Annotated in this window: 11 protein-coding genes and 1 pseudogene; 7 read left to right on the top strand and 5 right to left on the bottom strand. The window is 68.6% G+C overall.

Annotation, left to right across the window (positions count from 1 at the left end):
• Window position 1 precedes the first annotated feature (1 nt).
• Window positions 2–232, top strand: a complete 231-nt coding sequence (locus ACFQDH_RS09985; protein WP_382400854.1) for a hypothetical protein — start codon at window positions 2–4, stop codon at window positions 230–232.
• A 135-nt stretch (window positions 233–367) separates the two neighbouring features.
• On the opposite strand, the gene ACFQDH_RS09980 is transcribed toward ACFQDH_RS09985, so the two are convergent.
• On the bottom strand, window positions 368–922 hold the full coding sequence (locus ACFQDH_RS09980) for a M48 metallopeptidase family protein (RefSeq protein WP_382400852.1): 555 nt from the start codon (window positions 920–922) through the stop codon (window positions 368–370).
• 143 nt (window positions 923–1,065) lie between these two features.
• Here ACFQDH_RS09980 and ACFQDH_RS09975 point away from each other — a divergent pair, with 143 nt between their 5' ends.
• The 5 genes from ACFQDH_RS09975 (at window position 1,066) to ACFQDH_RS09955 (ending at window position 7,807) form a co-directional block, all read left to right on the top strand.
• Entirely contained in the window at window positions 1,066–1,350 is a 285-nt protein-coding gene (locus ACFQDH_RS09975) for a DUF2249 domain-containing protein (protein ID WP_382400850.1), read from the top strand.
• Between the two features lie 106 nt (window positions 1,351–1,456).
• Complete coding sequence (locus ACFQDH_RS09970) at window positions 1,457–2,560, top strand: hypothetical protein (RefSeq protein ID WP_382400848.1); 1,104 nt, start codon at window positions 1,457–1,459, stop codon at window positions 2,558–2,560.
• The gene (locus tag ACFQDH_RS09965; protein ID WP_382400846.1) at window positions 2,557–5,217 is read left to right on the top strand and encodes a multicopper oxidase domain-containing protein; all 2,661 of its coding nucleotides are present in this window, start codon (window positions 2,557–2,559) and stop codon (window positions 5,215–5,217) included. The genes ACFQDH_RS09970 and ACFQDH_RS09965 overlap by 4 nt, the downstream gene beginning before the upstream one ends.
• Window positions 5,218–5,535: 318 nt before the next feature.
• A complete protein-coding gene (locus ACFQDH_RS09960; RefSeq protein ID WP_382400844.1) occupies window positions 5,536–6,393 on the top strand; it encodes a TOMM precursor leader peptide-binding protein in 858 nt (285 codons plus the stop codon).
• Between the two features lie 91 nt (window positions 6,394–6,484).
• Window positions 6,485–7,807, top strand: a complete 1,323-nt coding sequence (locus ACFQDH_RS09955; RefSeq protein WP_382400842.1) for an ABC1 kinase family protein — start codon at window positions 6,485–6,487, stop codon at window positions 7,805–7,807.
• Between the two features lie 315 nt (window positions 7,808–8,122).
• Here the strand turns inward: ACFQDH_RS09955 and ACFQDH_RS09950 are convergent, their stop codons facing one another.
• The 4 genes and pseudogenes from ACFQDH_RS09950 to nudC form a co-directional block, all read right to left on the bottom strand.
• Window positions 8,123–8,410, bottom strand: coding sequence for a WhiB family transcriptional regulator (locus tag ACFQDH_RS09950; RefSeq protein WP_382404839.1), 288 nt, complete (start codon window positions 8,408–8,410; stop codon window positions 8,123–8,125).
• A gap of 200 nt (window positions 8,411–8,610) precedes the next feature.
• The gene (locus tag ACFQDH_RS09945) at window positions 8,611–8,901 is read right to left on the bottom strand and encodes a hypothetical protein (protein WP_382400840.1); all 291 of its coding nucleotides are present in this window, start codon (window positions 8,899–8,901) and stop codon (window positions 8,611–8,613) included.
• A 215-nt stretch (window positions 8,902–9,116) separates the two neighbouring features.
• Window positions 9,117–11,158, bottom strand: a pseudogene (locus tag ACFQDH_RS09940) (ATP-dependent DNA helicase UvrD2).
• Between the two features lie 85 nt (window positions 11,159–11,243).
• Window positions 11,244–12,170: an NAD(+) diphosphatase gene (gene nudC / locus ACFQDH_RS09935; RefSeq protein WP_382400838.1), complete on the bottom strand. Its 927-nt coding sequence runs from the start codon at window positions 12,168–12,170 to the stop codon at window positions 11,244–11,246.
• Between the two features lie 41 nt (window positions 12,171–12,211).
• Here nudC and ACFQDH_RS09930 point away from each other — a divergent pair, with 41 nt between their 5' ends.
• Window positions 12,212–13,444: a phosphotransferase gene (locus ACFQDH_RS09930; RefSeq protein ID WP_382400836.1), complete on the top strand. Its 1,233-nt coding sequence runs from the start codon at window positions 12,212–12,214 to the stop codon at window positions 13,442–13,444.
• Window positions 13,445–13,484: the final 40 nt, after the last annotated feature.

The raw sequence follows: 13,484 nt of genomic DNA, 5'->3' as shown, positions 1-13,484 counted from the left end.
GATGAATCAACTACGGGAACACCCGGGCAAGACGCTCGGCGGACTGCTGGCAGTAGCGTTCGTGCTTTTCATGTGCAGCGGCATCCCCGCTCTGAAGGACGCAACGCGCGGTGTCAACCTGGTGCTCGGCGACATATGCTGGTTCGGATTCCTTGTGACCGCACTGGCTTTCGTGATTGCCAGTGTCTACACCCTCGCCCGCAGGACTCGTCGAGCGCGGAGCGCGCTGTAAGGTCGCGCGCAGGCTGGCATCGGGCAGGATCTCTGGTTGTCGCCGTCCTGCACGAGACGCTGCACCTGACGACCGACGGACAGGGCCGGACCCGGGCGGAGTTCGACCACCTGGCCTGCAGCTGAGTGCTCGGGGTCAGGAACCGTCGCCGGCGGGCTCGTCGAGATCGGTGTCGCCCGGCTCCTCGAGGCCCGCCGCGAACGCCACCCCGTCCAGATAACCGCGTGCCCGCTCCAGTCGGGGGTATGCCTCCAGCAACGACCAGAAGCTCTTGCCGTGGTCCGGCTGCAGCAGATGGGCCAGCTCGTGCAGCAGGACGTAGTCACTGACGAACTCGGGCATCCCCTGCAACCGGTCCGAAAGCCGGATGGTGCCGTTGGCCGGGGTGCACGAGCCCCAGCGCGCCTGCTGATTGGTCACCCACCGCACCGAGACCGGATGCGCCAGGCCGCCCAGGTAACGGGTCGACAACTGCACCGCCCGCGTCATCAACTCGGAGTCAGTGCTCCGACCACGATCTGCGGCGGCCTGCACCTTGCGGACCATGTCTGCGACCAGACGCTGCTCGTCCTTCTTGGACAGCCGCGCAGGCACCAGCACAACGATGCGGTTGCCTTCGCGGTATGCCGACACAGTGCGTCGACGCCGCGCGGATCGCCGCACTTCCACTTCGGGTGTCGCCGACGTCATACGTCGAACCTAAGCGATGCCGGTGACATTCGCGACGACGTTGCCCGCGATCCCCCTGTTGGCATCACGTCCGGTGACGGAGTATTTTTTACAAGCTAGTGTTGTAATAATTACTCGACGCACCACCCACCCCGAGGACTGTGATGACTGAACTGCCGATCACCGAAGCCCACAGCTGCGGCTGTGGTTGCTCCGACAACTCCGGCCTGCCCGAGTTGGACACCCGCACCATCCCGCACGCGTTGCGTCACGGAGCCGTCTTCGGCGCCCTGGCCACCCTGCGCCCCGGGCAGGGGTTGGTGCTGATCGCCTCGCACGACCCGAAGCCGCTGCTTGCCCAGATCTCCGAGGGCACGGACGACGCCATCGAGGTCAGCTACCTGGTCGAAGGGCCGGAGGCCTGGCACCTGCGCATGACCCGCCGCTGAGGCACCCCACCTGAGGCACCCCACGGAGTTCTCCTCCGCTTCGCTCCCCCGATACTCCGCGGGGACCCCGCTGAGTGACCCCACCGATATTTTGCGGGAGGCCCATATGAGCAGCCTGGGCGCCGCCCGGACCCCTGGCCCGCACATGCCGTCTCGGGCGTGGCTCATGGTTCCTGCGGCGCTCAGTCTGCTGGCCGGGCTCGACGCGGCGCTGTTGCTCGCCGGCGTCGCCGCGCCCGTCCACAGCGGCACGCTCCCGGCCCGGCACGGGGTGCTGATGACGCTGGGCTTCCTCGGCACCCTGATCGCCCTGGAGCGAGCCGTCGCGTTGCGTGTCCCGTGGGGTTATGCGGCGCCGGGGCTGCTGGGCGCCGGCGGACTCGCGCTCACCCTGGGCCTTCCGGCACACGTCGGTGCCGTGCTGCTCGCCGACGGCAGCGCGGTGCTGCTTGCCGTCTACGCGATGCTCTACCGCCGGCAGCGGGACGAGTCGACCGCAGTGGAGGCGCTCGCCGCAGTCGCCGCCACCGGCGCCGCGATCCTCTGGCTGCGGCTCCCGGTGGCCGAATTGCTGCTCTGGCTGGTCGCTTTCGTCGTGCTGACCATCGCCGCAGAGAGAGTCGAGCTGGCCCGGCTGCATTTGCCGGCGGTCGCCGGACACCTGCTCCTTCTCACGGGCGTGCTCTTCCTGGCGGCAGCGGTGGCCTCGCTGGCCTGGCCCGATCTCGGCGACCGGGCCGCCGGTCTGGTGCTGCTGATCCTGACCGTCGCACTGGTCAGGTACGACGTCGCCCGCCATACGATCCGGTTGCCGGGGTTGCCCCGCTTGTCCGCAGCGGCACTGCTCTGCGGCTACTGCTGGCTGGCCGTCTCGGCGGTCGTCTGGCTGTATGCCGGAACCCCCACGACACCAGCGCAATACGACACCGCGGTGCATGGGGTCTTCCTCGGCTTCGGGATGTCGATGGTGATCGCACACGCGCCGGTCATCCTGCCTGCCGTCATACGCCGTCCGATGCCGTACCGGCGCATGCAGTGGGCGCCGCTCGTCGTTCTCCAGCTCAGTCTGGTGCTGCGGGTGGGAGGCGGCAATGCCCTTGGCCTTCAATGGTTTTGGACGACAGGCGCCGTGCTCGGTGTGATCGCACTCCTACTGCTACCCGTGGTCGTGCTCGCCAGCATGCTCACCGCGCGAAGGTCCACGACATGATCGGTTCACCGTCCACTCCGGGCACCTCTCGCCCCAGCACGACGCGCGGCAAGTGGGCGCTGCGCGACCAGCCTGCCATCGGCTGGATCACCGCGGGCGTCCTGGTGGCGTTGCTGCACCCCGTCGTGAACGACTCGCACTGGCTGATGGTGCACATGATCCTGCTGGGCGCGATGACCCACGCGGTGATCGTGTGGAGCACCTACTTCGCCCAAGCGCTGCTGAAGACGTCGGAAAATCTGGACCCGCGACGCCTGCAGTCCGCGCGAATCCTGTTGGTAATCCTCGGAGTCCTGTGTGTGCTGGTCGGCGTCCCGACCGCCCACTGGCGCCTGGTGATCGCCGGCGCCGCAGTGGTGTCGGGCGCAGTGGTCTGGCACGCGATCGCACTGACGATCCGGCTGCGCAAGAGCGTGGCCAGGCGGTTCCGCACGACCGTCTTCTATTACCTCGCGGCCGCAGTCTGTATGCCGGTCGGCGCCGGCTTCGGCGTCGCGCTCGCCAAGGGACCGGCGGCCGACTGGCATGGGCGGCTGATGCTGGCGCACTCGATGACGATGTTGCTCGGCTGGCTCGGTCTGACCGTGCTCGGGACACTACTGACGCTGTGGCCGACGATCTTGCGTACCAGGATGGACCCGCGCGCCGAAACCCTTGCCCGCCAGGCACTTCCGATCGTCATCGTCGGGTTGATCGGTGTCGACTCCGCCGCGCTCATGGGGCTGCGCTGGGCCGCGGTCGCCGGGATGGTCATCTACCTCGTCGGCGTCTGCTGGTGGGGCCGTGCCCTGATCCGCCCGGTCCGAACCAGTCCCCCGAAGCACGCGTCGGCATACTTCGTCAGTGGCGCTGTCGGCTGGGCAGCGGTGCTGCTGGTGCTCGTGCCGATCAAGATCGCCACCGCGGGTTCGTGGGCCAAGGTCACCGACGGCTATGACACCGTCGCCACCATCGCTGCGGTCGGCTTCGCGTTCCAGTTGCTGACCGGGGCGATGTCACACCTCGTGCCGGTCGTCATCGGCGGCGGTGCCCAAGTGATCCGCGCAGCGCAGCGGCACTTCGACCGGCTCGTGATCGCCCGGATCACGATCATCAACCTCGGTCTCCTGCTGTGGGTGACGCCGACACCCCCGGCGATTCGAGACACGGCCACAGTTCTCGTGCTGCTCGCGCTCGCGATGGTGGTGCCGCTGATGCTGCTCGCTGTGCTCGCCGCTGCCCGGATGCGGAGCCAACTCGCTGACGACCACGAGCTGCGCGGCCGGAGGCTGGGCGCCGACCCCGGCGTGTGGTCCCCGGGCCAGTTGGTCACCGGTGTCGCCGTGCTCGCGTTGGCGATGAGTGTCGCCGTCGCGTGGAACCCGACCGGGGTCACGCCGACCGCCACCTCCGCTGCACCGGCCGCCGTTGCTCAGTCGACCGGCAAGACGACAACCGTGCGAGTCACCGCGAAAGACATGCGTTTTCACCCGTCGTCAGTCAGTGTGCCGCGGGGCAACAAGCTGGTCGTCGTGCTGACCAACACCGATGGGACGTCATCGCACGACATCGCCTTTCCGAACGGTGCGAAGGCACCTCTGTTGTCGAAGGGCCAGACTGCCCGTGTCGACGTCGGCGTGATTGAAAAGGACGTGCAGGGGTGGTGCACGGTCGTCGGACACCGAGCAATGGGAATGGTTTTCGATGTCAAAGTCACCGGAGCGTCGGCGACCGACAGCATGCCGTCCATGGCGATGCCGCCGGGTGGCGGCAGCTCCGCCATACATCCTGATGACAGTGTTCCGGCGTCCTTCCGGGCTGCCGATGCGACCCTGCCGCCACTCATCGCCGGCACGGTGCACCACGTCACCCTCACTGTGCGCGACGTCAAGCTGCAGGTCGCTCCGGGCATCTGGCAGACCCGCTGGACCTACAACGGTCAGGTGCCCGGGCCGACGCTGCACGGACGCGTCGGGGACACGTTCATCGTGAAGCTGATCAACAAGGGGTCGATGGGCCACTCGCTGGACTTCCACGCCGGTGACGTCGCTCCCGACATACCGATGCGGACGATCGCGCCGGGGCAGTCGCTGACCTACACCTTCACCGCCCATCGCGCCGGCGCGTGGCTCTACCACTGCTCGACGATGCCGATGAGTGCACACATCGCCGCCGGTATGGCGGGCGCGGTCATCATCGAGCCGCCGAACCTGCCGGCCGTCGATCGCAGCTTCGTGCTGGTGCAGTCCGAGGCGTACGTCGACGGCGACGGCCACTCCCCCGTCAAGGAGGTCGACGTCGCCAAGGTCGCCGCACGCAAGCCGTCCTTCGTCACGTTCAACGGTATGGCGAATCAGTACGACTACCGGCCATTGACGGCTCGAGCCGGCAAGCGCATCCGCATCTGGCTGGTCGACGCGGGCCCGAACGACGCAACAAGTTTCCATGTGGTCGGGACACAGTTCGACACCGTCTACACGGAGGGCGCCTACCAGCTCAAGCGCGGCAGGGACGCCTTCGGCGACCGCGACGGTGGAGCGCAAGCGCTGGCCCTGCAGCCCGGGCAGGGTGGCTTCGTCGAGCTGGATCCGGTTGCTGCCGGCCGCTATTCGTTCGTCAGCCACATCATGAGCGACGCCGAGATCGGCGCGCACGGCTACCTGCAGGTGGCCCCGTGAAGTGACGTGCGCTGGGACCTGTGGACAACTTCTGCGCGGGACAGCCGTCCAGTGACACGGTGTCTGCTTCGCCGACCCCGGCGATCGGAGAAGGGACGTGTTATGGGCGAGCGCAGCGAGCCACAAACGGGCTCAGAGCGAATGCCGACACCCGAGGAACGAGGGGATCGGCATATGGGCGAGCGCAGCGAGCCACAAACGGGCTCAGAGCAAATGCCGACACCCGAGGAACGAGGGGATCGGCATATGGGCGAGCGCAGCGAGCCACAAACGGGCTCAGAGCAAATGCCGACACCCGAGGAACGAGGGGATCGGCATATGGGCGCTCAACCGGAGGCGATGCCTCGACCGGAGTTGCCGTCCGACCTCGCGCTGCGCCGTCGGAGCACGGGAGCGGTGCTGGTGACGGGATCGGGTCCCGGCGCTCTCGTCCTGGACGGCCTCACGGATGCCGAGACCCTCGCGGTCGTCGGGCTCACCGCCGCGCTGCGAACGCCCGGTGGAAGCGCGTACCGGGCGGCACCGTCCGCGCGCTGGCCCCAGGTGCTGCATCTCATCCACGAAGCCGCCGCTCTTCTGACGCCGGTCGGATCAGCCACCGGCCAGGTCGTGGTCCTGGGCGAAGGGCCGCTGCCGGGCGAGATCTGCCGTGCTCTCGACCCGATCGTCGGTCGAGTCATCACCGAGCCGGAGGCCCTGCTCGCCCCGGAGTTCGATCCCGCCATACACACTCCGGACCTGGTGATCCTGCCTGCGGTCGACGCGGTGACCGCGCTCTCCGGACGTCCCTGGCACGGCCGCGGCATACCCCAGCTGCCGGTCGTTGTCTCAGGCGGTCGCCTCAGTGTCGGTCCGCTCATCCGCCCGGGCACAGGCCCGTGTCTCACCTGCCTGGACCTGCACCGTGGCGCACGCGACCCGGGTTGGGCGCCGTGGCTGGCCTCCCGCGCTCTTCGATCCGATGTCGACGACGAACTGGATGCGTTGCCCGAATTACGTGTCACTGCCGCCGCGCTCGCAGCGCTGGTCACCCGCGGGCTCCTGGAGAACCAGCCGCTACCGACCGGTGTCGGCCTCAGCCTCGAGCGCCCGCAGCCACGTGTTGGTCACCACTTGTGGACTCGGCACCCATCCTGCTGCGGTGTCTCGGACGCACGGGTGACAATGGAGGCATGAAGTTGATTCTGTACGGGTTCAGGGGGACTTGCGATGCGTTGGCGTTGCAGGGAGCTCGCGACTCGCAACGCCTTCGCATCGTGAGCCTCGCATGAGCCAACTGCCCCGTAAGTCCGTAACGCGCGCTGCGCGGCTGGCGACGCTGCCCATCGGCATCGGCGCACGTGCCGCGGTCGGGCTGGGCAAGCGTGTCGGTGGCCGCCCGGCCGAGGCGGTCACGGCCGAGTTGCAGGCGCAGACCGCCGACCAACTCTTCCGCGTGCTGGGTGGGCTCAAGGGCGGCGCGATGAAGTTCGGTCAGTCGCTGTCGATGTTCGAGGCCGCTTTGCCGGAGGAACTGGCGGCGCCATACCGGGCGACGCTGACGAAGCTGCAGGACACGGCGCCGGCGATGTCGACGAAGTCGCTGCACTCCGTGCTGGCCGACCAGATGGGCGTGCGGTGGCGGTCGAAGTTCCGCGAGTTCGAGGACAAGCCACGAGCAGCCGCGTCGATCGGCCAGGTCCACCACGCCGTATGGCGCGACGGGCGCGAGGTTGCCGTGAAGGTGCAGTACCCCGGTGCCGCCGAGGCGCTGATGTCCGACCTCAACCAACTGTCGCGGGTGGCACGGATGAGCACCAGCTGGGTGCCCGGGCTGGACGTCGCACCGATCCTGCGGGAGCTCAAGGGCCGGATGGCGGAGGAGACCGACTACAGCCTCGAGGCGGCGATGCACGAGCAGTTCGCCGAGGCGTATGCCGACGACCCCGACTTCCTACTCCCGGGGATGGTCTTCGCGACCGAGCAGGTCATCGTCAGCGACTGGATCGACGGAATGCCCCTGTCCCGGATCATCGAGTCCGGCACCCAGGAGCAGCGGGACCTCGCCGCGGCGCGCTACTTCGAATTCCTGGTGAGCGGTCCCGAGCGAGCCGGCCTGCTGCACGCCGACCCGCACCCGGGCAACTTCCGGCTGATGCCCGACGGACGGTTGGGGGTGCTCGACTTCGGGGCGGTCAACCGGCTCCCCGACGGCCTGCCGCCCGCCATGGGCGCGCTGATCACCGACGCACTGCGCGGCGACGAGCTGGCGCTGCTGGACGGCCTGCGCGAGGAGGGCTTCGTCAAGCGCTCGATCGACGTCGACGCGCAGGACGTGCTCGACTACCTCGGAGTTTTCCTGAAACCGTTGCGCAGCAACGAGTTTCGTTTCGACCGCGATTGGTTGCGCGGCATCTTCAACTTCCTCAACGACCCACGCAACGCAACGTTCACCGTCGGCCTGCGACTCAACCTGCCGCCGAGCTACGTGATGATCCACCGCGCCTGGCTGGGCGGCATCGCGGTGCTGTGCCAGATCGGCGGGAACGTCCCCGCCCGCGAGATCTTTGACCGCTGGGTCCCCGGCGCCGAGCTGCCCCCGCTGAACTGACACCGGACATGGCAAAGCCGGCCGCGGTAAGCCGCGACCGGCTTTGCGATCGGACCGCCATCAAGAGGCGGCATCTGGGCGTTCATCGACGTGGTGTGGTTGGCGGGGGAAGCACACGCGTGACGTGTTTGCTTCGCCTGGTCGCCATCTGCCCCGTCGGTGGGCGCGGTCGGGTCGGTTCGACCCGCAGCAACTGAAACATGGGAGTTCCTTCGGGATGGGCATCCCGACATGACCGGTGTTGTCCGGAAGGGACACACCGGCCATGCGGCATACCGGTGTCATGAAGTCGAAAACCGTTGGCGCGCATGGAGATCACGCGGCCACGGTCTGCTTGCGCGGACGGCCACGCGGCCGCTTCCGCGGAATGACGACGCCCTGGGCGAACAGCTCGCCGCCCCAGACACCCCACGGCTCGGAGCGGTCCTTCGCTCCGGCTAGGCACTCGGCCTGCAGCGGGCAGCTGGTGCACAGCGCCTTGGCGAACTCGACGTCCTCCGGGCGCTCGGCGAACCACAGCTCGGGGTCGTTCTGATGGCAGGGCAACTGCTCGCCGCAATCTACGGCCAGGCCAGTCGCATCTATCAGATCGGTCAACATCATCGGTGACACCTCCTTGTCGCGGTGACCCCAGGTGCGGGGCCCCTCCTGTTCGGTCTGCGCGTGGTTCGCGCGGGCCGTTCGTTCCCTGGTGTTGGTTGGCATGGAGTTCGGTCTTCCTGGTGGTTGGAAGCCCGCGACACAAAAAGGCCGCGGACCCTGGTGTCGGGTTCCGCGGCCTTGAAAGGACCGTTACGTCTGAGTCAGACGGGTGGCCTTGCAAGGAGGGAACACCGGACACCGCCGGCAAACTTGGAGTTGTAGGTCGGAACATCGCGCTTGACGCCGAAATCCGCAGCGCCGACTGCGGAGATGGAGATGCCGTCCACAGAGCGATCGCGCATGACCAGACCATTGACACTGCCGGCGGCGAACGCACTGATCCCCTGGACCCGACCGCGGGCGGCAGCGAGGTGAACACTCGTCATCATCGGAAGGGCAGACGTCATCACGGCGTGCTCATCGCACTGCTGCGTCATCGTGGTGATTTCCACGTCAAACCCCTCCTCTCGCTCTCGCGGACCTCGTCGCGCCACCTGGGCGCGCGAGCTGAACATCCAACAGGTTACGGCGTGCATATGTACGCAGGCAACTCAATTAACGAGAATTCTTTGCACGAATTTGCTGCGCGCCGAAAAACATTGCACGCCAACGGGATTCACCCGCAGAAAAACTTGTCTGGCGCCCCGAACCCGACAGCTGGACAGGTTCAGGCGCTGCCCTGGGCCGCGACGCACTCAGCAGCAGCTGCGATCGGATCTGCGCCGTCCAGGACCGCGAGGACGGCAGCACCGTAGGTGTCGCGCTTGTGCTTGCCCACCCCGGAAACCCCCGCCAGGCCGGAGATGTCACCGGGCCGGCTCTCGGCGATGGCGATGAGAGTGGCATCGGTGAAGACGACGAACGCAGGCACCTTGGCCCGGGTGGCGACCTCGAGCCGCCAGGCCCGCAACGCCTCGAACTGCGCCTCGTCGTAGGTCGCCGGACAGTCCGTGCAGCGCCCGATCTTCCGCTCCGCAGCGGAATCCAACGTGCTGCCGCAGGTGCGGCAGGTCTTGGGCTTGGCCGGCTTCTTCGGGGCGGCACCGGATCTGGTCTTCGGCGCACTGCGCGCGCCGGGACCGAGCAGAGCTGCCGCGGCATCGAGAAAACGCGACGGGCGCCGGGACGCGCGGCCACCCGGGTTGCGCGCGGAGGCCCAGCTGAGCAGGAGGTGCTTGCGAGCGCGGGTCAGCCCGACATACAGCAGCCGACGTTCCTCCTCGATCTCCTGCGGTCCCTCGGCCATGGAGATCGGCAGCAAGCCGTCCGAACAGCCGATGAGCAGCACGGCGTCCCACTCCAGGCCCTTGGCCGCGTGCAACGAGGCGAGAGTGACGCCCTCGACCGTCGGGGCGTGCTGCTCCGCCGCACGGCGGTCGAGTTCGGCGACCAGCTCCCTCAACCGGAAGCTCTCGTCGGCGCCGCCGAGGTCATCGGCCAGCTCGACGAGCGCGTTGAGCGACTGCCAGCGCTCGAGCACCGCTCCGCCGGTGGGCCGCTGCGGGGACCAGCCGGCACCGGTCACGATGTCGCTCACCAGCTTGCCCAGCTCGACGCTGGCATCATCGCCGCGCACCGCGCCACGTAGCAATACCAATGCCTTTCGGACTTCGTCGCGCTGGAAGAAGCGCTCGCCACCGCGCACCAGGTAGGGAATGCCGGCGGCCGAGAGCGCCTGCTCGACGGCCTCGCTCTGCGCGTTGATGCGATAGAGGACGGCGATCTCGCTGGCCGGCACGCCCTGCTTCAGCAGCTTGCCGACCTCCTGGGCGACGTATGCCGCCTCGGCGTCGTCATCGGTCAACTGGCTCAGCACCGGCACCGGGCCGCCTTCGCGCTGCGCCTGCAGCCGCACGGTCTCGGCGTGCCGTGGACCGGACTGCAGGACGAGGTTGGCCAGGTCGACGACCTGCGGTGTCGAACGGTAGTTGCGCACCAGCCGAACGGTCTGGGTGCCGGGCCGGCGACCCGCGAAGTCCAGCAGGTGGCGCGGCGAGGCACCGGTGAACGAGTAGATGGTCTGCGCCGGGTCGCCCACAACGCACAGATCGGGCCGGTCACCCACCCACAGGTCGAGCAGTGCTTGCTGAGCGGCATTGACGTCCTGGTATTCGTCGACCACGAAATGGCGGTATTGCCCGCGCACGGTCGCCGCGATGTCGTCGCGCTCGGCAAGCACCCCGGCCATCAACAGCAGAACATCCTCGAAGTCGATGACGTCGCGAGCAGACTTGACCTCCTCATAGGTCTCCCAGAGACGAGCCATCGCGGTCAGGTCCAGCTCCGCCGGGGAGCGGCCGGCCTTGGCTGCCGCGGCGCGGTAGGTCTCCGGCGTCAGCATCGACACCTTGGCCCACTCGATCTCGGCCGCAAGGTCGCGGATCACCACGCGGTCCAGTTGGAGACGCAATCGCGCGCCGGCCTCGCCGACGACGGGCGCCTTGTGCTTGAGGATCTGCGGGAGTGGACCACCGATCGCCTGCGGCCAGAAGTAGCGCAACTGCCGCAGTGCCGCCGCGTGAAAGGTGCGCGCCTGGACCGTGGGTAGGCCGAGCCCGCGCAGCCGAGTGCGCATCTCCCCGCGGCCCGCGCGGTGAATGTCACGGCAAGCACCCGGTCCGACCGGTAGGCACCCGAGTGCACGCCGTAGGCGATCCGGTGGGTGATCGCCCGCGTCTTGCCCGTGCCGGCACCGGCGAGCACGCACATCGGGCCGAGCGGGTTGCTCGCGACCTGCTGCTGCTCGGGGTCCAGCCCGGTGAGGACGTCCTGGGGTTGCCCGTCATCGGTGTGCTCACCGTGCCCGCCGCAGCGAGGCGCCGTCGTCGGGCTGGTCGATCGGCCCGCCATACCAGTGCTCGATCAGGTGGCGCGCGATCGACAACCGCGCCGACAACCGCACCTCGCCGTTCGCCACGGCAGCTGCCAGCTCGGGACGGGTGAACCAGCGGGCGGCAGCGATCTCGATCGGGTCGAGAGTCAGCTCGGTGCTCGTGGCGCGGCAGGTGTAGCCGACCATCAGCGACGCCGGGAACGGCCACGGCTGATCGCCGAGGAACTGCGCGTCCACAACGGGCACTCCGACCTCCTCCATGACTTCACGGGCGACGGCGGTCTCGAGCGACTCGCCGGGCTCCACGAAACCAGCCAGCACCGACATGCCGTTGCCGGCGAAGTTCTGGCCGCGGCCGAGCAGCAGCCGGTCATCGTCATCGAGCACCGCCATGATCACCGCCGGGTCGGTGCGCGGGTAGTGGTCCCGTCCACAGCTCGGACAGTGCCGCACCCAGCCGGCTTCGGCGACCTCGGTCGGCTGGCCGCACCGCGGGCAGAAGCCGTTGGCCGCGTGCCAGCGGCTGATCGCCGTGGCTGTCACCGCGATCGCCACGTCATCAGCGGTCAGCCGCATGCCGAGGTGTCGCAGCCCGTCCGCGGGCATTTCGGCCTCGTGCGGTCGCAGCACCGCCAGCACCTCGCGCCCACTCGTGGCGCCGAGGTAGATCAGCAACTCGTCGCGATCGCCGTCCCGCGGCTCGCGGAACTGTAGGCGACTGCCGCCATCGAGGTTGGGAAGCCTGTCGCCATACACATCCAGGACCCGGGTCGAGGGCTGCGCCAGGAGCGTGGCGAAGAGTTCGGGGTCACGCCGCCGCAACGAGCGGCGATCGAGGGAAGGGCTGTCGGGGAGGAGATCGAAACCAGTTTGCGAAGCTGCGGGCACGCCATCCAGGTTATGCGGTCGCTTCGGCTTACCGTGGGGCCGTGCTCCGCAGCCCGTTGACCCTCGCCGCCCTCGCGACCGCCGCCGTCCCACATTTCCGGCCGGTGACGGTCCAAGGGACCTCGACCGCGCAGGACGATCGCTTCCAGGTCGCCTACCTGACCACCGCGGATGGCGCGGAGTGGGTCGTGCGCGCCGGGCGCAGCACTGCGGCCGGCGCCCAGATGGAGCAGTCCGACGGCCTGCTGCGGCTGCTGGCCACCCGGGTGCCTTTCGCGGTCCCCAGGATCGAAGGCGTCGCCACCTCGGACGACGGCACGGTTGTGTCGGTCCAGACCCGGCTGCCCGGCAACCCTCTTGTATGGCGAGAGCTGCAACCCGGATCCGCGATGGCACGAAGCGTCGGCCAAGCGCTGGCCGCGGTGCACGACACCGATCCGCGGGCCGTCGAGGAGGCGGGGTTGCCGACATACGACGCCGACGCCTACCGCGCCCGGCGGCTGGCGACCCTCGACCGCGCCGCGGCGACCGGCCACGTGCCTTCCGGGCTGCTGTCCCGTTGGGAGCGTGCCCTCGAAGAAATCGCGCTGTGGAAGTTCGCGACCTGCACGGTGCACGGGCCGCTCGAGGGCTCGCACGTGCTGGTCGACGGCGGCAAGGTCGTGGCGATGACCGGCTGGGAGCAGGCGGGCGTGTCCGACCCGGCCGCGGACTTCGCGGTGCTGTCGGTGCTGGCCGAGCCCGCGGCGTTCGACACCGTGCTCGAGGCGTATGCCGGCGCCCGCCACGACTCCATCGACCCGCACCTCGAGCGACGAGTGCACTTGGCGGCGGAGCTGCAGCGCGTCAACGCACTGATGGATGCCGTCACCAGCAACGACAGCGACCTCATCGCCCGCCGTACCGCCGCGCTGAGCCGGCTGGACGAAGCGATGCGCGATGACGACTCGCTGCTGCCGCCGGCGCCCGGCCGCCGCAAGCTGCCGGATCTCGCCGCGCAGGAGCCGATCCCCGAGGTCGACCCGGCCGACATCGAGGTCCTCGAATTCCAGGACGCCGGGTCCGAAGACGAGACGGTGGAGATCCCGGTCAGCCCGCGTGAGCGAGCCGCCGCGGAGGATGCACCCGCGGACCAGACGGCCACCGAAAAGACCGCCACCGATGCGGCACCGGCCGACGATGTGGTCGAGGAGCCGGAGCCGTCCAGCTACCCGATCGATGAGGATCAGGAAGCCACCGAGAAGGCCACCACGGACGACGCGGACCGGGGCTGACCCGTACCGAACTCGACCCTGGGGAGACTTCGGTACACCG

It is taken from the genome of Flexivirga alba (assembly GCF_042661025.1).
GTDB classification, from domain to species: Bacteria; Actinomycetota; Actinomycetes; order Actinomycetales; family Dermatophilaceae; genus Flexivirga; species Flexivirga alba.
The sequence above is the reverse complement of the archived record's forward strand: the minus strand, read 5'-3'. Positions and strand labels throughout refer to the sequence as shown.